Genomic DNA, 24,462 nt, shown 5'->3' on the forward strand with positions numbered 1-24,462 from the left:
GTCTTCAGGCGTTCTTGAAATCAGGCGCGCGCTTGTTCAGGAAGGCGTCCATGCCTTCCTTCTGGTCGACCGTGGCGAACAGCGCGTGGAACAGCCGGCGCTCGAACATCACGCCGTCGCTCAGGCCGCTTTCGAAGGCGCGATTGACCGATTCCTTCGCCGCCATCACCGAGATCTGCGAGAAGCCGCAGATGATGAGCGCCGCACCCAGCGCCTCGTCGGCCAGCTTCTCGTAAGGCACCACGCGGCTCACGAGGCCGGCACGCTCGGCTTCGGCGGCGTCCATCATGCGGGCGGTGAGCACCATGTCCATCGCCTTGCTCTTGCCGACTGCGCGCGGCAGGCGCTGCGTGCCGCCGGCGCCGGGGATCACGCCGATCTTGATTTCGGGCTGGCCGAACTTGGCGGTGTCGGCCGCAATGATGAAGTCGCACATCATCGCGAGCTCGCAGCCGCCGCCCAGCGCGAAGCCTGCCACCGCGCCGATCACGGGCTTGCGGATCGAGCGGATGGTTTCCCAGTTGCGGGTGATGTAGTCGCCCTTGTAGGTGTCGATGAAGCTGTACTTGGCCATCGCCGCGATGTCGGCGCCGGCCGCGAAGGCGCGCTCGCTGCCGGTGAGGATGATGCAGCCGATGGCCTCGTCCGCATCGAAGGCCTTGAGCGCTTGGCCCAGTTCGGTCATGAGCGCGTCGTTGAGCGCGTTCAGTGCCTTGGGGCGGTTGAGAGTGATGATGCCGACCTTGCCTGCTTCGGTCCGCACTTCGATGTTTTCGTAGCTCATGGTGTCTCCGGGAGAGGTGGGAAAAATTCTTCCGGGCCACTATACCGAGCAAGGCCTCCGGCCTGCTGACACCCATGCCCTTCCAATTGAGAATTGCTCTCATCTAGAATGGCCGCATGGAGTTCCCGATGCAAGAACATGCCGTGTTGCTGCGGGCGTATGCCCGGGTGCAGGAGCGCTGCTCGCGCCTGCTGGCCGAACAGGCCGCGCTGGTCGAACGGCTCGAGGCGCAGATCGTGCGCCTGCGCGGCGCGCTGGTGGCGCGCGATTCGGCCATTGCGATGGTGCGCGAAGAGCTCGCGGCGCGCGCGGCCGTCGGCGGCGCGCTGCCCAAGCGCCTGAATGCCCTGCTGTCGCCGGCCAGCCGGCGCCACGAGATGCCGCCTGCGCCCGAAGCGCCGGCTGACTTGCGCGAAAAGGCCGTGCTGTGCGTCGGCCGCGAGGAAGAAGCGCCGTCGCTCGCACGCCAACTGGTCGAAATCGCCGGTGGCCGCTACCTGCACCACGACGGCGGCGACGATGCCGACGATCCGGCACTCGAAGCCGGCCTGCGCGCCGCCGACCTCGTGATCTGCCAAACGGGTTGCATGAGCCACGGCGCCTACTGGCGCGTGCAGGACCATTGCCGGCGTACCGGCAAGCCCTGCGTGCTGGTGGGCGAGCCGCAGCCGATGCTGTTTGTGCGGAACCCGGCGGCGACGGAAATCGCCGGTTAACCGGCCAACCAGCCCGTCACTTTCGCGGCGTCGTGCGTGAAGAGGCGCCAGGTGGTCACGCCTGTCGGCAGCGTGAGCGGCAGCCGGAGCAGCTTGCGATCGCGCGCAACGATGGCGGTGAACTTCGTCGTGTCGCCCAGATACAGCGCGAGATCGTCCAGCTTGGCGATGCGCCAGGCCTGCGCAGATTTCTTCTTGCCAACAGCGGGCAGCTCGATACCGATCCACTCGTCATTGGCCGAGAAGCCGGCCTTTTCGGCCGCACCGCCGCGCAGCACCACCTTGACCTGCACGCTGCCGTTGGCTTCGGCCACGCGCAGGCCGAGCACCTGCGCCTGCTGCGACGGATCTTCGAGCGTCGCCACGCCGTGCGTGCGCAGGAGCTGCGAGAGCGGCAGCTCCTCGGTCGAATGCACCCAGCGCGCAAGCTCCTGCGCATACGAGCGGCCGCTCACGGCTTCGAGTGCGGCCGCGATGTCCGCTTCGCTGATCGGCCCTCCGCCGCTGTGCGTCCACAGGTGGCGCATCACGTCGTCGAGTGAACCCTTGCCTTCGTGGCGCAGCGTGAGATCGAAGCACAGCGCCACCAGGGCGCCCTTGGTGTAGTAGCTCACCGTGCTGTTGGGCGTCTGCTCGTCCTGGCGGTAGTACTTGACCCAGGCGTCGAAGCTCGCATCGGCGACAGGCTGCACCAGCCGCCCCGGCGTCTGCTGCACCTGGTTGATGGTCTTGTTGAGGAGGCGCAGGTACGCCCCGTCGTCGATGCGTCCCGCGCGGCGCAGCAGCAGATCGTCGTAGTAGCTGGTGAAGCCCTCGAAGAACCACAGGAGCTGCGTGTAGTTCTCGCGGCTGTAGTCGTAGTGCGCAAACTCCGCCGGCCGCATCCGCTTGACGTTCCAGGTGTGGAAGTACTCGTGGCTGATGAGCCCCATCAGCGTGGTGTAGCCCTCGGCCTGCTTCTTCTTTTCGCCGCGCTGCGGCAGGTCGCGGCGGTTGCAGATGAGCGCCGTGGAATGCCGGTGCTCGAGCCCGCCGTAGCCGTCGTCGACGGCGTTGAGCATGAAGACGTAGCGGTCGATCGGCAGCTTCGGTCCGCCGCGCTTGCCGGCCTTGTCGCCGTGCCAGAAGCGCATCTCGGCTTCGCAGATGGCCTTGGTGTCGGCGATCAGCCGTTCGCCGTCGAACGAGGCGGCGGCACCTGCGATCACGAAGCGGTGCGGCACGCCGCAGGCATCGAATTCGGCGCTCCAGAAGGCGCCCATTTCGACCGGGCTGTCGGCCAGCTCGTCGTAGCCGCTGGCCTGGTAGCTGCCGAAGCCTTGCTTGTCGACCTTCGTGGGCACGAGCGCGGTGGCGCACGACCACGCGGCGCCGTCGGCCGCCAATGATGGCGCGACGATGTCGAGCGCGTGCGGCGCATCGGTCTGCCCCTCGACGCGCAGGCACAGGCTCGTGCCGTTGAAGAAGCCGCGTTCGGCGTCGAGCCAGGCGGTGCGCACCGAGTTGTCGTACGCGCAGACCTGGTAGTGCAGCACCAGCGGCTGGCCCGGTGCGCAGTCGACCAGCCAGCTGCACTTGTCGATCTGCGTCAGCGTGGGCTTGCGGCGCCCCTGCGTGGCGCGCAGGCCCTGCAGGTTCTTGGCGAATTCGCGCACCAGATAACTGCCTGGAATCCACACCGGCAGCGTCACCCGCTGCAGCGCGGCGGGTGCGTCGATGGTCAGGGTGACGGCGAAGAGGTGCGCATGCAGGTCCGCGCACTCGACGCGATAGCGCACGCCTGCAGCGGGCGCGGCAGTTGCGCGCCGGGAAACGGCTTTCGTCGCCATCAGCTGGCGGAAGCGGCGAGTTGCTTCTCGACCTGCTCTGCGGGAATGGCGCCCGGCGTGCGTGTGCCGTTGCTGAAGATCAGCGTGGGCGTGCCGGTGATGTTGTACTTGCGGCCGAACTCGACGTTGCGCTGCAGCGCGGTCACGTCGCAGCTGCTCGCCGCGGTGGTGGGCTTGGTGCCGCCTTCCATCCAGTCGCCCCAGGCCTTGCCCTTGTCCTTGCTGCACCAGATGTCGCGCGACTTGATCGTCGAATCCGCGCCGAGCACCGGGTAGAGGAACAGGTAGACGGTGACGTTGTCGATCGTCTTCATGTCTTTTTCGAAGCGCTTGCAGTAGCCGCAGTTCGGGTCTTCGAACACCGCCAGCTTGCGCTTGCCGTTGCCGCGCACGATCTTGATCGAGTCCTTCAGCGGCAGCTTGTCGAACGCGACTTCGCTCAACTTCTCGACACGCTCCTCGGTGAGGTTGCGGCGCGTCTTCACGTCGATCAGGTTGCCCTGGATCAGGTAGCTGCCCTGCTCGTCGGTGTAGAAGATCTGCGAGCCGTTCCACCCGCACTTCGTAGAGGCCGTTGACCGGCGACTTCGAGACTTCGTCGATCGGCGGGAACTGCGGAATGCTGGCCGGCAGGTTCTTGCGGATCTCGGCTTCGCCGGCGGTGGCGGCCATGGCCGCGCCCAGCGTGCAGGCGACGAGAAGGAGGGTTCGTGCGAGGGTCATGGGAAAGAAGTCCGTTCGGTTCGAATGTTGGGCGTCATGCCTTCAAGCCCATGGCTTGCGCGGTGATCCAGTGCTTGACGAGGCGGGTGCGGTCGAAGCCGCGCATGCCCCAATTGCGCAACGCAGGCAGCGGGCCCAGGTTGTGCGAGAAAAGTTGCTGCAGGCCGTCGGTGGCAAGGCTCATCTGCAGCACGTCGGCCCGGCGGGCGCGTTCGTAGCGGCGCAGGAGCCGCGCATCGCCCACGCTGCGCCAGTAGTCGCGGGTCTTGATCACCTCGGCCAGCGCGGCCGCATCGGCCAGGCCCAGGTTCAGGCCCTGGCCCGCGAGCGGGTGCACCGTGTGGGCGGCATCGCCCGCGAGTGCCCACGATCGGCCCGACTGCCCGGACACCGCGCCGGTCCAGCGGTCGGCGATGGCGCGAGCGAGCGGCCAGGCCGCTCGCTCGCTCGCGAGCTTGAGCGCACCGAGCGCGCCATGGCTGGCCTCGGTCACTGCGGCGTTGAATTCTTCGTCGCGCTGCGCGAGCAGGGCGGGGGCCCGGAGCTGGTCGACGGACCACACCAGCGCGACCGTCTTGCCGTGCGTGCCGCCCAACGGCAGCAGCGCGAGCACTTCGCCCTTGTCGTTGAACCACTGGCGCGCGATGCCGTCGTGCGACTGCTCGGCTTCGAGGCGGGCGGCCACCGCATGCTGCGGATAGCGCGTGACCTCGTAGCTCACGCCGAGCGCCTCGCGCGTGGCGCTGGCCTTGCCTTCGCACACCACGGTGAGCGGTGCGGGCACGGCCTCGGTCACGACTTCGATCTGGGGCTGGAATCGCACTGCGTCGGCCAGTTGCTGTTCGAGCGCCGGCACATCGACGATCCATGCCAGTGCATCGACCTTCTGGCGCGCCGCGCTGAACTGCACGCGGCCGCCTTCGTCGCCGTGCACCAGCATCTCGCGCACCGGCGTGGCATGGGCCGCATTGGGCCAGGCGCGCAGCGATTCGAGGAGGGTGCGGGAGGCCGTGTTGAGCGCGTAGGCGCGGATGTCCTGCTTGCCTTCTGCGGCGGGCGGCACCACCAGCGCCACGCGCACGCGCTCGCGTGCGAGCAGCAGGGCCAGCGTACGGCCGACGATGCCGGCGCCGCGAATGCAAACTTCTGGGGGGAGGGCCATCGGACGATTGTAAGAACATGACCGCCCGCAGGCTTCGCGCACTGCGTGCCGCTTCGCCAACCCCCTCACGGGGGCGATACCGGCGGCCCGGCAAAGCCGGTTCCGCGGTATCCGCCCGATGGGCTGGCCACGGGGTTTCGGCGCCGATGCGGGACAATCGCGGTCGCTTTCCAAGATCCAAGGAACCCCCACCGTGTCGCAGCCCGTTTTCGACCTCGAAGCCACCATCGCGCGCCTGTTCGTCTACCCCGTCAAGTCGTGTGCCGGTGTCGAACTCAATGAAATGCTGCTGACCGAAACCGGTCTCGAGTTCGACCGGGCCTGGATGGTGGTCGATGCCAACGGCGAGTTCGTCACCCAGCGCCAGATTCCGCGCATGGCGCTCATCAAGCCGCAGATGAAGCACATGGAGGTGGTGCTGCGCGCCCCCGGCATGCTGGCCCTGCACCTGGCCTTCGACCGCGTCGAGAAGCCGGTGCGCGTGCGGGTGTGGAAAGACGAAGTCGCCGCCTACGACATGGGCGACATCGCCGCCCAGTGGTTCAGCGATTTCCTCTCCGAGCCCGGCAAGCCGCAGACCCTGCGGCTGGTGCGCTTCGATCCCGAACACAAGCGCCTGTCGAGCCTGAAATGGACCGACGGCGTCGAGGCGCTGAACCAGTTCGCCGACGGCTATCCGCTGCTGGTGGCGAGCGAGGGTTCGCTGGCAGAACTCAATGAGCGGCTTGCGGCGGCGGGGCACGAGGCGGTCGGCATCGAACGTTTCCGGCCCAACATCGTGCTGGCCGGTATCGAGTCGCACGACGAAGATCGCGTCGACGCGCTGCACGTCACCACTGGTGAAGGCGAAGCCGAACTCAGGCCGGTCAAGCCCTGCACGCGCTGCCCGATCCCGGACATCGACCCGGCCACTGCTGTGAGCAGCCCTGAGGTCGGCGATGTGCTGCGCACCTACCGCGCGGATGCGCGCGTCGATGGCGGCATCACCTTCGGCATGAACTGCATCGTGGTGCAGGGCGTGGAACACATGCTCAAGGTCGGGCAGACCGTGGGCGCGAACTACCGGTTCGAGTGATTTAGAACGTCACGCCCGCGCACAGGACGATGTTGGCGTAGGGCGTGCATTCGCCGGTGCGGATCACCGCCTTGGCGCGCGCGCTCAGGCGCTTGAGCTCCTCGTGCGAGACCGTCTCCGGCACCACGGCCAGCTGGCTTTCGCACCAGGCGGGCAGCGTGCCGCCGGGCAGTTGCTCCACCGCCTCACGCGCCAACAGCGCACGCTCCACCTGCATCTCCGACAGCACGGCCTTGAGCACGTCCGTGATGCGCGGAATGCCGGGCGTGAGTGCGAGGTCGATGCGTTTCGGCCCGTCGGGAATCGGCAGGCCCGCATCGCCGATGACGACCATGTCGCCGTGCCCCAACGCGGCAATCACTTGCGAGAGTTCGGCATGCAGCAGGGGAGAGCGTTTCACAGCGTGATCCAGTCGGGAGGCAGGGGGCTTTGCAGCACGGCGTCGCGCTGCGGAATGGAGGGTTGGGCGCCGGGCTGCTGGATGCACAGCGCCGCGGCGCGGATGCCCAGGCGCACGGCTTCGTCGAAGGATTGGCCTTCACCCAGTGCCACGGCCAGTGCGCCCAGAAAAGTGTCGCCCGCGGCGGTGGTGTCGACCGCCTGCACCTTCGGCGCGGGATGGTGACGCGCCCCGTCGGCATCGACGGCCACCGCGCCGCGCGAACCGAGCGTGACGACCACGCGCGCGATGCCCTTGGCACGCAGCGCACGGCCCGCGAGCGCGGCCTCCTGCGGGCTGTCGGCCGACTGGCCGCACAGCGTTTCGGCCTCGATCTCGTTGACTACCAGCGTGTCGATGCGCGACCAGAGCGGTTCGGCAATCGCCTGCACCGGCGACGGGTTGAGCAGCACCTTGCAGCCCGCCTCGTGCGCCACCGAAATGGCGCGCGCGATCTGGTCCATCGGCGTCTCGAACTGCGTCACCAGAAAGGCCGCGCCCTGCAGTTGCCCACGCATCGCCGCTTCATCGATTTCGACCCGCGCGTTGGCGCCGGGAATGATCACGATGCGGTTCTGGCCGCTGTCTTCCACCAGGATCAGCGCCGTGCCCGTGGGCTCGCCCTCGACCGTGCGCAGCGCAGCGGTGTCGATGCCGTCGCGCTCCAGCGATTCGCGCAGCGCTCGGCCGTGGGCATCGTCGCCCACGCAGCCGATCATGCGCACCTGAGCGCCTTCGCGCGCGCAGCTCACGGCCTGGTTGGCGCCCTTGCCGCCGGGGATGTTGGCGATCGAATGGCCGGTCAGGGTTTCACCCGCGGCCGGTGCGTGGGGGACGCGCAGCACCAGGTCCATGTTGAGGCTGCCGAGCACCACGATTTGCGGTGCCTCGGGACTGCGGGAAGAAGGCTTCGGACTCACGGGGTGCGGGACTTTCGGTTTTCCGTTGAAGGCGATTCGGTGGCCGGCGCGGCCGGCTCCTTGAAGCTCGCATGGCGCGCGGTCGAGGCGCGCACGCGCAGCTCGGGTTGCAGCACCACCTTGCGCGCATCGCGCCGCTTGCCGCTCACGCGCTCCAGCAGCATGTCGACCGCCAGTGCGCCGATGCGCTCCTTGGGTTGCGCGACGGTGGTGAGCGGCGGGCTGGTGTAGGCCGAGAGTTCGATGTCGTCGAAGCCGACGATCGAGAGCTCGTCGGGCACATGCACGCCGCTCTCATGCGCGGCACGCAGGGCCCCGATGGCCATCAGGTCGTTGCAGACGAACACGGCCGACGGCGGATGCTCGGTGCGAAGGATGGCGTGCATCGCCTCGTAGCCGCTCTGGCTGGTGAAGGCGCCGCGCCACAGCAGCGCATCGGCGTTCGGTGTGGTTCCGGCCTCGGCCAGCGCCATGCGCCAGCCTTCGATGCGCTGCTCGCTGGGCGTGAGGCCTTCGGGGCCGCCGAGGCAGGCGATGCGCTTGTGGCCGAGCGACAGCAGGTGCCGCACCGCGAGCAGGCCGCCCTGCATGTGCGCGGTTTCCACCAGGTCGCAGCTCGGGTCGGCGATCTCGCGGTCGACCAGCACCGTGGGGATGCGCAGGCCCTGTAGCTGGGTCACGAGCGAATCGTCATCGCCCGTCGAGACCACGATCAGTCCGTCGATGCGGCGCTCGGCCAGCACCTGCAGGTACACGCTCTGGCGGCGGGGCTCGTCGTCGGTGTTGCACAGCACCAGCGTGTAGCCGGCGCCGAAGCACCGGTCTTCCACGATGCGCACGATCTCTGCGAAGTAGGGGTTGGAGCTGTTCGGAATCAGCATCCCGAGCGTCGAGGTGGTGTTGCTCTTCAAGCTGCGCGCCATCGCGTTCGGCACATAGCCCAGTTCGCGAATCGCCAGTTCGACGCGCTCGCGGCCCTTGGCGCTCACATGGCGCGTGTCGTTGACCACGTGCGAGACGGTGGTGACGGAGACTCCGGCGCGCAACGCGACATCTTTGATGGTGGCCATGGTTTGTGTTCCTCGTTCCTGATGGAAAGTCAGGCCAGGCGGCGGTCCGCTCGGCGCTGGCGCAAGGTGTCGATGATCACCGCAACCACGATCACCGCCCCGGTGATGATCCGCTTGCTCGGCTCGCTCGCGCCCACCTGCGCCAGGCCGGCTTCGAGCACCGCGATGATCAGCACGCCGAAGAAGGTGTTGACCACCGAACCGCGCCCGCCCATGAGGCTGGTGCCGCCGATGACCACGGCCGCGATCACCTGCAGCTCGATGCCGACGCCCGCATTCGGGTCGGCCGCTTCGAGGCGCGCCGACTGCATCAGGCCTGCGAGGCCTGCAAGAAGACCGGTGACGGCGAACACGATGATGCGGATCGGCCGCGGATCGACACCCGCCAGGCGCATCGCCTCTTCGTTCGTGCCGATGCCCACCACATGCCGGCCGAAGACCGTGCGCGTGAGCACCATCTGCCCGACGACGACCAGCACCACCGCGAGCACGAAGGCGGCCGAAATGCCGCCGATCCACGGCGCGGCGAGGCCAGAGATCGCATCGCCCACGTACTGCGTGCGTGAGTCGGTCACGAGGTAAGCGCCGCCGCGCACCGCTTCGAGCATGCCCAGCGAAACGATGAAGCTCGGCAGCCGCCATGCGACCGACACCGCACCTGTCACCGTGCCGCAGATCAGGCCGGTGGCGAGGCCGAGTGCGGCCGCGAGAGGAACCGAAAGCTTCCATTCGAGGATGGCCGCGGCCGTCACGGCCGCGCTGAGCGCGAGCACCGAGCCGACCGACAGATCGATGCCCGCGATGATCAGCACGAAGGTCATGCCCACCGCCATCACCGCGAGCGCGGGGATTTCGTTGGCAATCGAGATGAAGGTGTCGCGCGTGAGGAAGTATTCGCTCATCGAGCCGAAGAGCGCGACCATGCCCACCAGCACGACCGTGAGGCCGAGGTAGGTGCCCAGTTGGCCCTTCAGTGCGGAGGTGCGCGGATTGGAAGTCGAGGCTGCGGCTGCGTTCATGGTGTCTCGGCAGTGGCCGGTTGGGCCAGGTTCGAATCGGAAGAGAAAGAGGGGGCGGAGGCGGAGGGGCGTCCGGTCGCGTCGCTGAAGGCGGCGGCGAGCAGCGATTGTTCGCTCCATTCACCGCGCTCGAACACCGCGACCAATTTGCCGGCGCTCATCACGCCGATGCGGTCGCACATGGCCATCAGTTCGCGCAGGTCGCTCGACACCATCAGGAGCGCCTTGCCGGCGTCGGTCATGCGATCGAGTTCGGCGTACAGGTCGGCGCGCGCACCGACGTCGACGCCGCGCGTGGGTTCGTCCAGCAGCAGCACTTTGCATTCGCGATGCAGCCAGCGCGCGAACACCACCTTCTGCTGGTTGCCGCCGCTGAGCGTGGCCACCGGCTGTTCGATGCTGCGCGAGCGGATGCGCAGCAAGTCCACCAGTTGCCGCGCGATGCTGCGTTCCTTGGCGCGCTGCAGCCAGCCGGCGTGCGAGATCGCGCCCAGGTCGCTCAGCGTCGCGTTGACGCGGATCGATTGCGTGAGCAAGAGGCCCTGCGATTTGCGGTCTTCGGTCACGAGGCCGATGCCGGCACGGATCGCCTGCATCGGCGAGCGCCAGCCCTTGCGCACGTGCTGCACCGGCTCTGCACCGGTCTTCGCGTCGTAGAGTGAAATTTCGCCGCGGTCCGCGCGATCGGCGCCGAACAGGAGGCGCACCAGTTCGGTCCGGCCCGAGCCGACCAGGCCGGCGAGGCCCATGATTTCACCGGCGTGCAGGTCGAGGTCGACATCGCGCACCATCTGCGCCCGGCCGAGGCCGCGCGCGCTCAGAAGCACCGGCCCGGCGACGCGGCGGTCGCGCCCTTCGTGCTCGTGCACCGCGCGGCCGACCATGCGCTGCACCAACTCGGATTCGCGCACGCCGGCCATGGCGCGCACGTCCACCAGCTTGCCGTCGCGCAGCACCGCCACCCGGTCGGCGATGCGCTGAAGTTCCTCCAGGCGGTGCGACACGTAGACGATCGCCACGCCGCGCGCCTTCAGCAGTTCGATCTGCTCGAAGAGGTGCGAGGTCTCGCGCGGCGTGAGCATCGCGGTGGGCTCGTCGAGCACCAGCACGCGCGTGTCGTCCTGCAGGTTGCGCGCGATTTCCACCATCTGCTGCTGGCCGATGCCCAGCCGCGCGACAGGCGTGGCCGGGTCGATGTTCTCCATGCCGATCTTGGCGAGCTGGCGCGCGGCCAGCTCGTAGAGCTTCGCCTTGCGGATCCAGCCGGTCTTGTTCGGCAGGCGGTCGAGCAGCAGGTTCTCGGCCACCGACAGCGTGGTGACCAGCCCCAGCTCCTGCATCACCATGCGAACGCCCAGGCGCTCGGCATCGCGGCGCGAACCAGGCTGGAACGGCTTGCCGTCCAGCAGCATCTGGCCGCGCGTGGGCTGCACCAGGCCGCAGACGATCTTGGAGAGCGTGCTCTTGCCGGCGCCGTTCTCACCCGTGAGGGCGAGCACTTCGCCTGCGTTCAGGACGATCGAGACGTCGTCCAGCACCGGCGCCGCGTAGTCCTTGCCGAGCGCACTCAGCGAGAGCACCGGGGCGCTGCGATCGTTATCAGCCATCGATGGGCAACCTCATTCATTCCAGAAACACCGAGGAACCGGCTTTTCGCCGGGCCTCAGGTGTTGCCCCCGGTCGGGGTTGGCGAAGCGACACGAAGCGCGCAAAGCCAGGGGGCAAGCAACATTTACTTCGACGACTTGGTGACCAGCACCACGTCGGTCTTCACTTCGGCGGGCATCTCCGACTGCTTCTTCTTGTCGGCGATGGCCTTCAATGCGGTCTCGATGCCGAACACAGCCTGCTTGGCGGCGAACTGGTCGGCGGTGGCGAGCACGCGGCCGTCGGCCAGCATCGGCTTGATGGCGCCGATGTTGTCGTAGCCCACGACCAGCACCTTGCCGGTCTTGCCCGCGGCCTTGACGGCAGCCACTGCGCCGAGCGCCATGCTGTCGTTGCCGGCGAGCAGCGCCTTGAGATCAGGGTGCTCGCGCATCATGCCGGCGGCCACGGTGTTGCCCTTGTCGATTTCCCACTGGCCCGACTGCACGCCCACCACCGTCACGTTGGCGGCCTTCATGGCGTCCTGGTAGCCGAGGGTGCGCTGCTGCGCATTGAAGGTGGTCGAGACGCCTTCGATGATGCCGACCTTGTCGCCCGCCTTCAGCTCCTTGGCGAGCGCATCGCCCACCAGCTTGGCGCCCGCGCGGTTGTCGGGGCCGACGAAGGGCACCTGGATGCCCTTTTCCTTCAGCGCGGCGGCGTCGAGCTGGTTGTCGATGTTGACGACCAGGATGCCCTTGTCGATGGCCGCCTTGATGACGGGCACCAGCGCCTTCGAATCGGCTGGCGCGATGACCAGCGCATTGATCTTCTGCGCCACCATCTGCTCGACCATCTTGATCTGGGCAGAGGTGTCGGTCTCGTCCTTGATGCCGTTGGCCACCAGCGTGTACTTCGCGGCGTTGGCCTTGTTGTGGGCCTTGGCGCCGTCTTCCATGGTGCGGAAGAACTCGTTGGCCAGCGACTTCATGACCAGCGCCACCTTGGGCTTGTCCTGTGCGAAGGCGGGCGTGGCGGCGATGGCGCCCAGCAGCGTGAGCGCGGCGGCGCTTTGCAGGGTGCGGCGGGTGAACTTCATGGTGTGTCTCCTGGGTGGTTGAGCAGTACGCCGGTCTTTGCCGGGGGGTGTCGATATTAACCAACGAAAACGTTTGCGCAAACGTTTGCTAATCGGGTTTAACCCTGACTTCGAGGTGATCGAAGAAGGGGCCGAAGACCTGTCGGGCGGGCATGAAACCATGGTCGCCTAAAATCGCGGGTTACCCAAGAGGACCTCCCATGAGTTTGCAATGCGGCATCGTCGGCCTGCCCAACGTCGGTAAATCCACCCTTTTCAATGCGTTGACCAAGGCCGGCATCGCAGCGGAAAACTATCCGTTCTGCACCATCGAGCCCAATGTGGGCGTGGTGGAAGTGCCCGATCCGCGGCTCGCCCAGTTGAGCGCGATCGTCAATCCCGAGCGAGTGGTGCCCGCCATCGTCGAGTTCGTCGACATCGCCGGCCTGGTGGCCGGCGCCAGCACCGGCGAGGGCCTGGGCAACAAGTTCCTGGCGCACATCCGCGAGACCGACGCTACCGTCAACGTGGTGCGCTGCTTCGACGACGAGAACGTGATCCACGTGGCCGGCAAGGTCGACCCGATCTCCGACATCGAAGTGATCCAGACCGAGCTCTGCCTGGCCGACCTCGCCACGGTCGAGAAGGCGCTGCATCGCCACACCAAGGTGGCGCGCTCGGGCGACAAGGACGCTCAAAAGCTCGTCGCTTTGCTCGAACGCTGCCAAGCCGCGCTGAACGAGAACACGCCGGTGCGCGCGCTCGAGTTCACCAAGGAAGAGCAGCCACTGGTCAAGAGCTTCACGCTCATCACCGCCAAGCCCGCGATGTTCGTGGGCAACGTGGCCGAAGACGGCTTCGAGAACAACCCCTACCTGGACCGCCTGCGCGAATACGCCGCGAAGCAAGGCGCGCCCGTGGTCGCCATCTGCGCCAAGATCGAAGCCGACCTGGCCGAGATGGACGACGAGGACAAGAAGATGTTCCTCGCCGAAATCGGCCAGGACGAGCCGGGCCTGAACCGCCTGATCCGCGCGGCCTTCAAGCTCTTGGGCCTGCAGACGTATTTCACCGCCGGCGTGAAGGAAGTGCGCGCCTGGACCATCCACATCGGCGACACCGGTCCGCAGGCGGCCGGGGTGATTCACGGCGATTTCGAGAAGGGCTACATCCGCGCCCAGACCATCGCGTTCGACGACTACATCGCCTTCAAGGGCGAGCAGGGCGCGAAGGACGCGGGGAAGATGCGGTCGGAAGGCAAGGAATACGTTGTGAAGGACGGCGACGTGATGAACTTCCTGTTCAGTTCTTGAGCCCGCACGCCCCGTTTTGATGAGCCATCCCAAGATCGTCATCATTGCGGGGCCGAACGGCGCGGGCAAAACCACCTTCGCACGCGCTTTTCTGCCGGAAGAGGCGCAATGCCCGCGATTCATCAATGCCGATCTGATCGCGGCCGGCCTTTCCCCTTTTGCGCCGGAAGCCGAAGCAATCAAGGCGGGGCGCCTGATGCTGGAGGAGATTGCCGGTTGCGTAGGCCGCAAAGAGAGCTTCGCATTCGAGACAACGCTGTCGGGGCTTGGTTATCTTCGCCACATCCGCGCATGGCGTGCGTCGGGTTATCACGTCAGCCTTTTCTTTCTGGCGCTACCGACTGCAGAATTGGCTATTGCCCGCGTGGCCGAGCGCGTCAGGCAAGGCGGCCATCACATTCCTGAGGACGTGATTCGCCGCCGTTTCCGGGCAGGGCGGCAGAATTTCGATGGACGTTATCGCAATGCGGTCGATGTCTGGGCTCTGTATGACAGCGCTGGCGATGCGCCGGCTCTCATTGAATGGAAAGAGGCGTCATGACCCGCGACCAACTCAGTCAAGCGAAAGACAAAGACCTGCCTGCATCACTGATTGCGATACAGCGCGCGGCCCGTGCGGCACGCGAGACGGCTGTGCGCACGAACACCGCCATCGTCGTGCAGCGCGACCAGAAGCTGGTTCGCATCACGGCAGAGGAACTCCGCAAGGCAGGGGTGAAGTAAGCCTCGCTTACTTCGCGGGCTGCTGCTTGCCCCACACCACCGTGTTGTCCACCGCATAAGCGGCACACACCACCTTGCGTTCCGAGCACCCCCTGAGATGCTCGGTCAGCGCAGCCGAATTGGTGGCCGTGCCGAACTTGTTGTCGCTCGTGATCAGAAATGCTCGCGGCCGTGCCTGCAGCAGGAACTGGCGGTACGCGACGCGGATCTGCGCGGGGTCGGCGCCGACGACCGGCAGGCCGGCTTCATCGGCCAGGTCGGCGTGGCCTGAAGGCGTGGGTTCTCCGTCGGGGCCGAGCGTCACGCCGACGTTCTTCAGCAGCTCGCGCCACTTCGTCATCTCCGCGATCACGCGCTGCGGCAGTTCCATCACCCACTGCGCCGGATAGGCAAAGCCAAGGTTCGCGCCGCCGGGCGCCACGCTGTCGGTGACGCCGACGAGCCGGCCTTCTTCATCGAACAACCCGCCGCCGCTCGAGCCCGAAGACACCGGCGCGGAGGTCTGGATGATCGGCAACTGGCCTTGCGAGCGGGGCCGCAAGGCGGAGATCAGACCTTCGCTCAATGTGAGTTCGAGTCCGTGCGGGCTGCCGATGGCGAACACGCGCTGGCCGACGCGCAGGCCTTCGACCGGTGCGATCTGCACGGCGGGCAATTGCAGCGGCGTTTCCGTCATCAGCACGCAAAGGTCGCGAGACGGATCGGGGTCGCGCAGGATGCTCTTGATCTTGATGGTGGTCTGGCCCTGCGTCACGGTGGCCGACATGGCGCCGTTCACCACATGGCAGGCCGTGGCCAGCGCCGCGGGCGTGACCGCCACCGCGCTGCCGACGCTGGTCTTGTTGTTGCCCTGGTCACCCTTGACGGTCCAGACCGCGGGCGACGCCTTGCGAAAGATCTCCTCGGGTTGCAGCGCCCACGTGTGCGAAGCCAGGGCGCCGAGCCAGAGGCCGGCTGCGAGGGGCTTCCAAGACCAGGACTGCAGGGAGTTTTTCATCTGTATGAGTCTAGGAAGCGGCCCTCCGGTTCACCGTAGGCGGGCGCGCTGTGTCGGTGGGTGTCAAAGCCCCGTGGTCGCTGCTGTTGGTTAGACTGCGCGCGCCCCGATTCCTCCACAAGGCCCGCGCCATGCTCACCGTTCACCACCTCAACAATTCGCGCTCGCAGCGCGTGCTCTGGCTGCTCGAAGAGCTCGAACTGCCGTACGAGATCGTTCACTACCAGCGCGATGCGCAAACCATGTTGGCGCCCGCTTCGCTCAAAGCCATTCACCCGCTTGGCAAGTCGCCTGTGGTGACGACCGACGACGGCCTCACGCTCGCGGAGTCGGGCGCGATCATCGAGACGGTGATCGAGCGCTACGGCCACGGCCGCCTCGCGCCCGCGGCCGGCACGCCGGAGGCTTTGCGCTACCGCTACTGGATGCATTTCGCCGAAGGCACGGCGATGTCGCCGCTTCTGCTCAAGCTGATCTTCGACCGCATCGAGACGACGAAGATGCCCTTCTTCGCAAAGCCCATCGCCAAGGCCATCGCGGCCAAGACCAAAGGCGCTTTCATCAACCCGAACATCGCGAGCCATCTGAGCTACATGGAGTCCGAACTCGGCAAGAGCGAATGGTTCGCCGGCAACGAGTTCAGCGGCGCCGACATCCAGATGAGCTTCGTGATCGAAGCCGCAAAGGCGCGCGGCGGACTCGATGCGAAGCGGCCGAAGCTGATGGCGTACCTGGAGCGCATCCACGCGCGTCCGGCCTACAAGCGTGCGCTGGAGCGCGGCGGTCCCTACGGCCTGTTGAGCTGAGAGGTTGCCGAGGTTTCGTCAGGACGGGAAGACGTACAGCAGCGCGACCGTCATCGTGACGTAGCGCAGGAACTTCCCGATGGCCATGTAGCCGAGGCATGGCCAGAACGGCAGCTTGAGCCAGCCCGCGACCGCGCACAGCGGATCGCCCACCAGCGGCAGCCAGCTCAAGAGGCACGCCTTCGGCCCCAGCTTCTCTAGCCAGCCGAGCACGCGCACATGGTGTTTCGAGTGCGAATATTTGTCAGCGACCTTGTGCGCCCCGTAGCCCATCCACCAGTCGACCGCGCCGCCCAGCGTGTTGCCGATGGTCGCCACCGCGATCGCCGGCCAGAACATGTCCGGGTTGAGCTTCAGCAGGCCGAAGAGGAAAGGCTCGGAGCCCACGGGCAAGAGCGTGGCCGATACGAAGGCGGCGACGAACAGCGTCGAGAGGCCGTACTGCGGCAGCGCCAGAAGCGCCATGAGGGAGTCGAGCCAAGCTTGCATGAGGTGGGGCGAAAAGGTGGCGGAGTATAGGCAGCGCTTACGTCGCATCCACGTGGGAGAAAGCCCCGCGAAGCATTGGTGTTTACGCCTGTCCCGCGAGCGCAAATCGTTTCAGTCGCTGAAATCGCAGGTGGCTACAATCGTGCCTCATTTTTCAGCAGCCGAACCGCACAGCCTCCTTCCCAATGACCTTGCAGATCGGCACCCACACGCTGGAAAACCGCCTGTTCGCCGCGCCCATGGCCGGCGTGACGGACCGGCCCTTCCGCATGCTGTGCCGCGAACTCGGCGCGGGCTATGCGATCAGCGAGATGGTCACCTCGCGCAAGGAACTCTGGGGCACGCTCAAGACATCGCGCCGCGCGAATCACGACGGCGAGCCGGGCCCCATCGCGGTGCAGATTGCCGGCACCGATGCGGCCATGATGGCCGAGGCCACGGTCTACAACATCGAGCGCGGCGCGCAGATCATCGACATCAACATGGGTTGCCCGGCCAAGAAGGTCTGCAACAAGTGGGCGGGTTCGGCGCTGATGCGCGACGAGCCGCTGGCGCTGGAAATCGTGCAGGCCGTGGTCGATGCGGCGCAACCGTTCAACGTGCCGGTCACGCTCAAGATGCGTACCGGCTGGAGCGAAGACAACCGCAATGCGGTGAAGCTCGCGCGCGATTTCGAATCGGCCGGCGTGCAGATGCTCACCGTGCACGGCCGCACGCGCGAGCAAGGCTACAAGGGCCACGCCGAGTACGACACCATCGCGGCCGTGAAGGCCGCGGTGCGCGTGCCGGTGGTGGCCAATGGCGACATCAATTCGCCCGAGAAGGCGCGCGACGTGCTCGCGGCCACCGGTGCCGATGCGGTGATGATCGGCCGCGCGGCACAGGGCCGGCCCTGGATCTTTCGCGAGATCGCGCACTTCCTGGAGACCGGCACGCACCGGGCGCCGCCGCTGGTCGCCGAGGTGCGCCGCCTGTTGCTCGATCACCTGGTGGAGCACTACGCGCTCTACGGCGATTTCAGCGGCGTGCGCACCGCGCGCAAGCACATCGGCTGGTACGTGCGCACGCTCCCCGACGGCGAAGCGTTCCGCGGCCGCATGAACACCATCGAGGACTGCGCCGAGCAGCTGCGCGCGGTCGGCGACTATTTCGACGGGCTTGCGGACCGCATGGACCGCATGCCCGCCCACCAGGCGGCCGAAGAGCTGTCCGGTGAAGAGGAGGCGGCCTGCGCCGTCGATTGAGAGAAGAAGAGAAGAAGCAATGAGCAAGAAACACATCGAAGACTGCGTGCGCACCAGTCTGGACAGCTACTTTCGCGACCTGCGCGGCACCGAACCCGACGGCATGTACGAGATGCTCGTGCGCGTGGTCGAGAAGCCGCTGCTCGACGTCGTGATGACGCGCGCCGAAGGCAATCAGTCGAAGGCCGCGCAATGGTTGGGCCTCAACCGAAACACGCTCCGCAAGAAATTGGTCGAGCACAAACTTTTGAAATAACTTCACGGCATACCCATGGCTCAGACCGCACTCATCTCCGTTTCCGACAAGACCGGCATCCTCGAATTCGCCCAGGCGCTGCATGCGCTGGGCATCAAGCTGCTGTCCACCGGCGGCACCGCCAAGCTGCTGGCCGATGCCGGCCTGCCGGTGACCGAGGTCGCCGACCACACGGGCTTTCCCGAAATGCTCGACGGCCGCGTGAAGACGCTGCACCCCAAGATCCACGGCGGCCTGCTCGCGCGGCGCGACCTGCCCGCGCACGTTGCGGCGATCAAGGAACACGGCATCGACACCATCGACCTCCTGATCGTCAACCTCTATCCGTTCGAGTCGACCGTGGCCAAGCCCGGCTGCACGCTGGAGGACGCGATCGAGAACATCGATATCGGCGGCCCGGCCATGGTGCGCAGCGCGGCCAAGAACTGGAAGGACGTGGGCGTGCTCACCGATGCGGCCCAGTACCCCGTGGCGCTCGCCGAACTCAAGGCCGGTGGCAGGCTCAGCGACAAGACCAAGTTCGCGTTCTCGGTGGCCGCGTTCAACCGCATTGCCGACTACGACGGCGCGATCAGCGACTACCTCTCGGCCATCGACTTCGACGCCAGCATCGGCCAGCCCGCGCCGACGCGTTCGCTCTTCCCTGCGCAAAGCAACGGCCGCTTCGTGAAGGTGCAGGACCTGCGCTACGGCGAGAACCCGCACCAGCAGGCCGCGTTCTACCGCGACCTCTTTCCCGCGCCCGGCTCGCTCGTCTCGGCCAAGCAATTGCAAGGCAAGGAGCTCAGCTACAACAACATCGCCGATGCCGACGCGGCGTGGGAATGCGTCAAGAGCTTCGACGTGCCGGCCTGCGTGATCGTCAAGCACGCCAACCCCTGCGGCGTGGCCGTGGGCAAGGATGCGAACGAGGCCTACGCCAAGGCCTTCAAGACCGATCCGACCTCGGCCTTCGGCGGCATCATCGCCTTCAACCGGCCCGTTGACCTGGCCACCGCGCAAGCCGTCAACAAGCAGTTCGTCGAAGTGCTGATGGCGCCGGGCTACACGCCCGAGGCGCTCGAAGTGTTCCAGGCCACCAAGGCCAAGCTCAACGTGCGCGTGCTCGAGATCGCGCTGCCGCCGGGCGGCGCCACCGACTGGGACAACGGCCGCAACCTGATGGACGTGAAGCGCGTCGGCTCGGGCCTGCTCATGCAAACCGCCGACAACCACGAGCTCGCCGCGAGCGACCTCAAGGTGGTCAGCAAGAAGCAGCCCACGCCGCAGCAACTGCAGGACTTGCTGTTCGCCTGGAAGGTCGCGAAGTACGTGAAGAGCAACGCGATCGTGTTCTGTGCCGACGGCATGACGATGGGTGTCGGCGCGGGCCAGATGAGCCGCCTCGACTCGGCCCGCATCGCGAGTATCAAGGCCGAGCACGCGGGCCTGTCGCTGAAGGACACGGCCGTGGCGAGCGACGCCTTCTTCCCGTTCCGCGACGGCCTCGATGTGGTGGTGGATGCGGGCGCGAGCTGCGTGATCCAGCCGGGCGGCTCGATGCGCGACCAGGAAGTGATCGATGCCGCCGATGAGCGCGGCGTCGTGATGGTGCTGTCAGGCGTTCGCCACTTCCGTCATTGAACGGACGTGCGGTTCGGTGCCCGCTTATTCGTGGGTGCCGAACCGGTATTTGAGCTGGAAGGTGATCGCGCCGTACAGGCGGTTCCTGATCGTCGGCACGTAGGCGATGTTCAGGCCCCAGTTCTTGCCTTCGATGGCGGCTGTCGGAAGGATCGCCGGGAACCAGTTGCCGTCGCGGTAGTTGGGGTAGCCGTCGAAGCCGCCCACCACCGCGCCGAACTTCACGCCGTAGAACTCGAAGGGCAGCACGTACAGCCCGATGTAGTGCGACTGCCTGCGGTCGCTGTTGTGGAACGCACCCGCCGTGATGCGGTAGGTGTCGTTCAGCGGGTATTCGAAGCCCAGGCCGAAATTGGAATTTTCCAGGCCCTTGCCGCTGTCGAAATGCGCCGAATAGAAGCCCGGGTTGACCCAGATGTTCTTCGGCTCGAAGGCGGACTGCGCAAGCGCCAGGCCGGGTAGAAGAAGAGCAAGAGAGACACTCACTACCGGCAGCAGGCGCAGGGCGTTCATGGACTAGGGCGTTCTGAAAATCTCTCGTGCCGCTTCTATGGTGGCTGCGATGTCGTCCTCCCCGTGCGCTGCGCTCACGAAGCCTGCTTCGTAGAGCGCGGGGGCAATATACACGCCGCGATCGAGCAAACCATGAAACAACGCATTGAATTTCGCGTTGTCGGTTGTCATCACGGTTGCATAGTTTTGCGGCAGGTCCTTCATGAGGAAGAAGCCGAACATGCCGCCTTCGCTGTCGGCGTTGAAGGGCCGGCCTTCGGCGGCTGCCGCAGCCTTCAGGCCATCGACCAGCGAGCGCGTCTTCTTGCCGAGTGCCTCGTAGAAGCCGGGCTTGGCAATTTCCTTCAGCGTGGCGAGCCCGCAGGCCGTGGCCACCGGATTGCCCGACAGTGTGCCGGCCTGGTAGACCGGACCCTGCGGCGCAAGCTGTTCCATGATGGCGCGCGGACCGCCGAAGGCCGCAAGCGGCATGCCGCCGCCGATGACTTTGCCGAGCACCGTGAGGTCGGGCTTGATGCCGAGCACGCCTTGCGCGCCGTGCAGGCCGACGCGAAAACCAGTCATCACCTCGTCGAAGATCAGCAGCGCGCCGTACTGCGTGCAGAGCTCGCGGCAGCGCTTGGCGAATTCGGGCGTGGCGCGCACGAAGTTCATATTGCCGGCAATGGCCTCGATCATCAGGCAGGCGATGTCGTTGCCATGCAGCGAGAAGGCCTCTTCGAGCTGCTGCAGGTTGTTGTACTCGAGCACGATGGTGTGCTGCACCACCTCGGGCGGCACGCCGGCCGAGGTCGGGTTGCCGAAGGTGGCGAGGCCGGAGCCGGCCTTCACGAGCAGCGCGTCGGCATGGCCGTGGTAGCAGCCTTCGAACTTGATGATGCTCTTGCGGCCGGTGGCGCCGCGCGCCAGGCGCAGGGCGCTCATCGCGGCCTCGGTGCCTGAGCTCACGAGCCGCACCATTTCCATGGAGGGCACGAGCGCGAGGATGGCCTCGGCCAGTTCGATCTCGCGCTCGGTCGGCGCGCCGTACGAAAAGCCTTCGAGCACGGCCTTCTGCACCGCCTCGACCACGGCGGGGTGGCCATGGCCCAGGATCATCGGACCCCAGGAGCCGATGTAGTCGATGTAGCGCTTGCCGTTGGCGTCCCAGAAATAGGCGCCTTCGGCGCGCTGGATGAAGCGCGGCGTGCCGCCGACGGCCTTGAAGGCGCGTACGGGCGAGTTCACGCCGCCGGGGATCACGGCGCGGGCGCGCTCGAAAAGAATGTCGTTTTTGTCAGTGGTAGGCATCGCAGCGAAGGGGAGAGTTTTCAGGGGAGGGCCGCCGCGCACGGCCGCCCGAAGCGGCCGGCCCGCCCCCGGTAGGGGGTTGGCGAACCGACACGAAGTGCGGGCAGCCTGGGGGCGAGCAACATTTCAGTGTCGGGTGTCGTGAGGGGGGAGGGCGAAGTCTTGGGGCGCGTCGGGGTCGTCGTCTTCTTCGTCGTCCTCGGGCTCGGCCCAGAACAGGCGGTCAGGCAGCACGTGGCCCATGCCGGGGCGGAAACCCGCGTCAAGGCACCGGTCCATGTAGGCGAGGGCTTCGCTCGTCGCGGCCACGAGGTCGGTGCCGCTCGCGAGCAGGGCGGCCAGCGCGGCCGAGAGCGTGTCGCCCGCGCCGGCGAAAACCGCTTCGAGCCGCTCGTACTTCTCGTTGACGAGCACCGATTGCGGCGAGGCCAGCACGTTGTCGATGAACTGGTCGGGCAGCACCATGCCGGTGACCAGCGTGTAGGGCACGCCGAACTCGCCGGCGGCCTTGGCGATGTCGCGCGCACCGGGCGCCCGCTCGCCGCTCCAGTCCGGAAGCAGCCAGCGCCAGAGCGTGCTGTGGTTTCCAACCAACACTGTCGTCTGCGGCAAAACGAGCTCGCGAAACGCGTCCAGATAGGCCTCGATCTGGTTCTCGTCCCACCAGGAAAGGTTGGGCATGTAGGCCACCACGGGCACTTCCGGGTAGTCGGAGGCGGTCTCGGCGATGGTGCTCAGGGCGTCGGGCGTGCCGACGAAACCGACCTTGATCAGCTGGACTTCCACGTCCTCCAGGATGGCCCGTGCCTGCTCGGCGATGGCCTCCTCGTCGAACGCGAAATGGTCGAATATCTCGGCCGTGTCCCGGGCGTAGGCGCCTGTGACGACGGGCAGAATGTGTGCGCCCACCGACGCCATGGCAAGGGTGTCGGCGCCCAGGCCGCCGGCACCGCTCGGGTCGCTGGCATTGAAGACCAGCACGCAGGGCGGATTCAGGTCGCGTTCGGCGAGCGCTTCGGCGTCCTGCGAGGGGTCGTTAAGATCGCCCGGTTTGCGGGCGTTGTCTGCTGGAAGTAAGTAGATGGTCATACGCCGGGCGGAATCCCCTGGATGGTGGCATAGGCGCGACGTTTATCGCTCGCCAGTGAGATACGCATAGATACACTCGTTGCATTTAATGAACAAGGACTTTAAGCTCCGATGAATACGAAAACTTGGATGTGCCTGATTTGTGGGTGGATCTATGACGAAGCGGTTGGTGTACCGGAAGACGGGATCGCGGCAGGCACGGCCTGGGCCGATGTTCCGATGAACTGGACCTGTCCTGAGTGCGGTGCACGCAAGGAAGACTTCGAAATGGTTGAAATCTGAAGATTGGCATAGGGCTACGCGATCTGCGTCGATGTACGGCGCGGCGGGCATCCAAGTCTCATGAGCAGGAGCGTTTGCAATGGGCCCGAATGGATCAGGTTACAAGGTGCTGGTCATCGATGACAGCAACACCATCCGGCGCAGTGCCGAGATTTTTCTGAAGCAGGGTGGGCACGAGGTTCTTCTGGCGGAAGACGGTTTCGATGCGCTCTCCAAGGTTAACGACCACAAGCCCCATCTGATTTTCTGCGACATCCTCATGCCGCGTCTCGATGGCTACCAGACGTGCGCCATCATCAAGCGCAACGCCCATTTCTCCAAGGTTCCGGTCGTCATGCTGTCTTCGAAAGACGGTGTATTCGACAAGGCCCGCGGCCGCATGGTCGGGTCGCAAGACTACCTGACCAAGCCTTTCACCAAAGACCAGCTGCTGCAGGCCGTGCAGCAGTTTGGCATCGTTCAACAGGAAGTGCAGTAATGCCTATTCGAAAAATCCTCGTCGTCGACGACTCCAAGACTGAACTGGTGTTTCTGACCGACCTCCTCCAGAAGAACGGCTTCGCCGTGAAGACGGCCGAAAACGCCGACGACGCGATGCGCCGCCTGGAAGAAGACCAGCCCGACCTGATCCTCATGGACGTGGTCATGCCCGGCCAGAACGGCTTCCAGCTCACGCGCGCCATCGCCCGCGACCCGAAGTACGCGGCCATCCCGATCATCCTGTGCACCAGCAAGAACCAGGAAACCGATCGTGTCTGGGGCATGCGCCAGGGCGCACGCGACTACATCGTGAAGCCGGTCAACGCGGCCGATCTGATGTCCAAGATCAGCGCGCTGGCCTGAGCAGGAGTCGGCTGAGTCCATGGCGAATCGCGACGCACTGAGAGCCTTCCAGTCCCGGCTTGCAAGCCGTCTGCAGGCTGCGCGCACGACAGGCGTGGCCGCGACGTGGCTTGCAGTCGAGGCGGGCGAGGGCAAGTACCTCTTCCCGCTGGGGCACGCTGGCGAAATCTTTCCCTGGACGCCGCCGCAGCCCGTGCCCTACACGGCGCCGTGGTTCCTCGGCGTCGCCAACCTGCGCGGCGGCCTCTATGGCGTCGTCCAGCTTTCGGGCTTTGCCACCGGCGGGTCCGGCGCACTGACCGCCACCGAGGCGGCGCGCATCCAATCGCGGCTCGTTGCATTCAACGAGCTGCTCGAAGTCAACTGCGCATTGCTGGTCGACCGACTGGCGGGGTTGCGGGGCGCGGAGGCCTTCACGGCCTCCGAAGCTCCGGGCGCAGAAGCACCTGCGTGGCATGGGCATCTGTACACCGACGCAGCAGGAGAGCGCTGGCAGGAAGTCAACCTGCAAGCGCTTTCGCAGCAACCCCAGTTTTTGAGTATTGGTGCGTAGTGCCTTGGCACGCAGCACTGGCAACCACCTGAAGGACCG

At 66.3% G+C, this 24,462-nt stretch carries 27 protein-coding genes and 1 pseudogene; 13 read left to right on the forward strand and 15 right to left on the reverse strand.

Annotated elements, in window-relative coordinates; genetic code table 11:
• Positions 1–4: 4 nt before the first annotated feature.
• Positions 5–784: an enoyl-CoA hydratase gene (locus QFZ83_RS01010; RefSeq protein WP_307501560.1), complete on the reverse strand. Its 780-nt coding sequence runs from the start codon at positions 782–784 to the stop codon at positions 5–7.
• Between the two features lie 128 nt (positions 785–912).
• Between QFZ83_RS01010 and QFZ83_RS01015 the strand changes: the two genes are divergently transcribed.
• Entirely contained in the window at positions 913–1,500 is a 588-nt protein-coding gene (locus tag QFZ83_RS01015) for a DUF2325 domain-containing protein (RefSeq protein WP_307501564.1), read from the forward strand.
• Here the strand turns inward: QFZ83_RS01015 and QFZ83_RS01020 are convergent.
• The 3 genes and pseudogenes from QFZ83_RS01020 to QFZ83_RS01030 form a co-directional block, all read right to left on the reverse strand.
• On the reverse strand, positions 1,497–3,329 hold the full coding sequence (locus QFZ83_RS01020) for a M61 family metallopeptidase (protein WP_307501566.1): 1,833 nt from the start codon (positions 3,327–3,329) through the stop codon (positions 1,497–1,499). The genes QFZ83_RS01015 and QFZ83_RS01020 overlap by 4 nt on opposite strands.
• Positions 3,329–4,052, reverse strand: a pseudogene (locus tag QFZ83_RS01025) (DsbC family protein). Before QFZ83_RS01025 ends, QFZ83_RS01020 begins: the two are co-directional and overlap by 1 nt.
• A 34-nt stretch (positions 4,053–4,086) precedes the next feature.
• Complete coding sequence (locus QFZ83_RS01030; protein ID WP_307501568.1) at positions 4,087–5,214, reverse strand: FAD-dependent monooxygenase; 1,128 nt, start codon at positions 5,212–5,214, stop codon at positions 4,087–4,089.
• A 193-nt stretch (positions 5,215–5,407) separates the two neighbouring features.
• On the opposite strand from QFZ83_RS01030, the gene QFZ83_RS01035 reads away from it, so the two are divergent.
• On the forward strand, positions 5,408–6,289 hold the full coding sequence (locus QFZ83_RS01035; RefSeq protein ID WP_307501571.1) for an MOSC domain-containing protein: 882 nt from the start codon (positions 5,408–5,410) through the stop codon (positions 6,287–6,289).
• Between the two features lies 1 nt (position 6,290).
• On the opposite strand, the gene rbsD is transcribed toward QFZ83_RS01035, so the two are convergent.
• From rbsD to QFZ83_RS01065, 6 genes are all read right to left on the reverse strand, one after another.
• A complete protein-coding gene (gene rbsD, locus QFZ83_RS01040) occupies positions 6,291–6,689 on the reverse strand; it encodes a D-ribose pyranase (RefSeq protein ID WP_307501574.1) in 399 nt (132 codons plus the stop codon).
• Positions 6,686–7,648, reverse strand: a complete 963-nt coding sequence (gene rbsK, locus QFZ83_RS01045; protein WP_307501577.1) for a ribokinase — start codon at positions 7,646–7,648, stop codon at positions 6,686–6,688. Before rbsK ends, rbsD begins: the two co-directional genes overlap by 4 nt.
• Positions 7,645–8,718, reverse strand: a complete 1,074-nt coding sequence (locus QFZ83_RS01050) for a LacI family DNA-binding transcriptional regulator (protein WP_013543603.1) — start codon at positions 8,716–8,718, stop codon at positions 7,645–7,647. The genes rbsK and QFZ83_RS01050 overlap by 4 nt, the downstream gene beginning before the upstream one ends.
• A gap of 29 nt (positions 8,719–8,747) precedes the next feature.
• The gene (locus QFZ83_RS01055) at positions 8,748–9,737 is read right to left on the reverse strand and encodes an ABC transporter permease (RefSeq protein ID WP_013543602.1); all 990 of its coding nucleotides are present in this window, start codon (positions 9,735–9,737) and stop codon (positions 8,748–8,750) included.
• Complete coding sequence (locus tag QFZ83_RS01060) at positions 9,734–11,344, reverse strand: sugar ABC transporter ATP-binding protein (RefSeq protein WP_306881536.1); 1,611 nt, start codon at positions 11,342–11,344, stop codon at positions 9,734–9,736. Before QFZ83_RS01060 ends, QFZ83_RS01055 begins: the two co-directional genes overlap by 4 nt.
• 125 nt (positions 11,345–11,469) lie before the next feature.
• The gene (locus tag QFZ83_RS01065) at positions 11,470–12,423 is read right to left on the reverse strand and encodes a sugar ABC transporter substrate-binding protein (protein WP_307501580.1); all 954 of its coding nucleotides are present in this window, start codon (positions 12,421–12,423) and stop codon (positions 11,470–11,472) included.
• 200 nt (positions 12,424–12,623) lie between these two features.
• On the opposite strand from QFZ83_RS01065, the gene ychF reads away from it, so the two are divergent.
• From ychF to QFZ83_RS01080, 3 genes are read left to right on the forward strand one after another with little or no spacing between them, the layout of a single operon-like run.
• Positions 12,624–13,715, forward strand: coding sequence for a redox-regulated ATPase YchF (ychF, locus tag QFZ83_RS01070; protein ID WP_306881537.1), 1,092 nt, complete (start codon positions 12,624–12,626; stop codon positions 13,713–13,715).
• A gap of 19 nt (positions 13,716–13,734) precedes the next feature.
• Entirely contained in the window at positions 13,735–14,256 is a 522-nt protein-coding gene (locus QFZ83_RS01075) for a zeta toxin family protein (RefSeq protein ID WP_307501583.1), read from the forward strand.
• Positions 14,253–14,438, forward strand: a complete 186-nt coding sequence (locus QFZ83_RS01080; protein ID WP_013543597.1) for a hypothetical protein — start codon at positions 14,253–14,255, stop codon at positions 14,436–14,438. Before QFZ83_RS01075 ends, QFZ83_RS01080 begins: the two co-directional genes overlap by 4 nt.
• A gap of 7 nt (positions 14,439–14,445) precedes the next feature.
• On the opposite strand, the gene QFZ83_RS01085 is transcribed toward QFZ83_RS01080, so the two are convergent.
• Positions 14,446–15,435, reverse strand: a complete 990-nt coding sequence (locus QFZ83_RS01085; RefSeq protein WP_307501588.1) for a trypsin-like peptidase domain-containing protein — start codon at positions 15,433–15,435, stop codon at positions 14,446–14,448.
• Between the two features lie 131 nt (positions 15,436–15,566).
• Between QFZ83_RS01085 and QFZ83_RS01090 the strand changes: the two genes are divergently transcribed.
• Complete coding sequence (locus tag QFZ83_RS01090; protein WP_306881539.1) at positions 15,567–16,241, forward strand: glutathione S-transferase; 675 nt, start codon at positions 15,567–15,569, stop codon at positions 16,239–16,241.
• An 18-nt stretch (positions 16,242–16,259) separates the two neighbouring features.
• On the opposite strand, the gene QFZ83_RS01095 is transcribed toward QFZ83_RS01090, so the two are convergent.
• Positions 16,260–16,730 carry a YqaA family protein gene (locus QFZ83_RS01095; RefSeq protein WP_306881540.1) on the reverse strand — a complete coding sequence of 157 codons (471 nt, stop codon included), beginning with the start codon at positions 16,728–16,730 and terminating at the stop codon, positions 16,260–16,262.
• A 185-nt stretch (positions 16,731–16,915) separates the two neighbouring features.
• Here QFZ83_RS01095 and dusB point away from each other — a divergent pair, with 185 nt between their 5' ends.
• From dusB to purH, 3 genes are read left to right on the forward strand one after another with little or no spacing between them, the layout of a single operon-like run.
• A complete protein-coding gene (dusB, locus tag QFZ83_RS01100; protein ID WP_307501592.1) occupies positions 16,916–17,974 on the forward strand; it encodes a tRNA dihydrouridine synthase DusB in 1,059 nt (352 codons plus the stop codon).
• Between the two features lie 19 nt (positions 17,975–17,993).
• Entirely contained in the window at positions 17,994–18,230 is a 237-nt protein-coding gene (locus QFZ83_RS01105; RefSeq protein WP_007838304.1) for a Fis family transcriptional regulator, read from the forward strand.
• Between the two features lie 15 nt (positions 18,231–18,245).
• Positions 18,246–19,853: a bifunctional phosphoribosylaminoimidazolecarboxamide formyltransferase/IMP cyclohydrolase gene (gene purH, locus QFZ83_RS01110; protein WP_307501595.1), complete on the forward strand. Its 1,608-nt coding sequence runs from the start codon at positions 18,246–18,248 to the stop codon at positions 19,851–19,853.
• A gap of 24 nt (positions 19,854–19,877) precedes the next feature.
• On the opposite strand, the gene QFZ83_RS01115 is transcribed toward purH, so the two are convergent.
• From QFZ83_RS01115 to QFZ83_RS01125, 3 genes are all read right to left on the reverse strand, one after another.
• Positions 19,878–20,366 (reverse strand): hypothetical protein, encoded by a 489-nt coding sequence (locus tag QFZ83_RS01115; RefSeq protein WP_307501597.1) that lies wholly within the window; start codon positions 20,364–20,366, stop codon positions 19,878–19,880.
• Positions 20,367–20,369: 3 nt separating this feature from the next.
• On the reverse strand, positions 20,370–21,656 hold the full coding sequence (hemL, locus tag QFZ83_RS01120; protein ID WP_307501600.1) for a glutamate-1-semialdehyde 2,1-aminomutase: 1,287 nt from the start codon (positions 21,654–21,656) through the stop codon (positions 20,370–20,372).
• 126 nt (positions 21,657–21,782) lie between these two features.
• Entirely contained in the window at positions 21,783–22,745 is a 963-nt protein-coding gene (locus tag QFZ83_RS01125) for a bifunctional hydroxymethylpyrimidine kinase/phosphomethylpyrimidine kinase (RefSeq protein ID WP_307501603.1), read from the reverse strand.
• Positions 22,746–22,856: 111 nt separating this feature from the next.
• Here QFZ83_RS01125 and QFZ83_RS01130 point away from each other — a divergent pair, with 111 nt between their 5' ends.
• From QFZ83_RS01130 to QFZ83_RS01145, 4 genes are all read left to right on the forward strand, one after another.
• Entirely contained in the window at positions 22,857–23,027 is a 171-nt protein-coding gene (locus QFZ83_RS01130; RefSeq protein ID WP_007838397.1) for a rubredoxin, read from the forward strand.
• Between the two features lie 79 nt (positions 23,028–23,106).
• Positions 23,107–23,505, forward strand: coding sequence for a PleD family two-component system response regulator (locus QFZ83_RS01135; protein ID WP_013543588.1), 399 nt, complete (start codon positions 23,107–23,109; stop codon positions 23,503–23,505).
• A complete protein-coding gene (locus QFZ83_RS01140) occupies positions 23,505–23,870 on the forward strand; it encodes a PleD family two-component system response regulator (RefSeq protein WP_013543587.1) in 366 nt (121 codons plus the stop codon). Before QFZ83_RS01135 ends, QFZ83_RS01140 begins: the two co-directional genes overlap by 1 nt.
• Positions 23,871–23,889: 19 nt before the next feature.
• Positions 23,890–24,423, forward strand: coding sequence for a chemotaxis protein CheW (locus QFZ83_RS01145; RefSeq protein ID WP_307501606.1), 534 nt, complete (start codon positions 23,890–23,892; stop codon positions 24,421–24,423).
• The last annotated feature ends 39 nt before the right edge of the window (positions 24,424–24,462 follow it).

The organism is Variovorax sp. W1I1, from assembly GCF_030815625.1.
GTDB classification, from domain to species: Bacteria; Pseudomonadota; Gammaproteobacteria; order Burkholderiales; family Burkholderiaceae_C; genus Variovorax; species Variovorax paradoxus_C.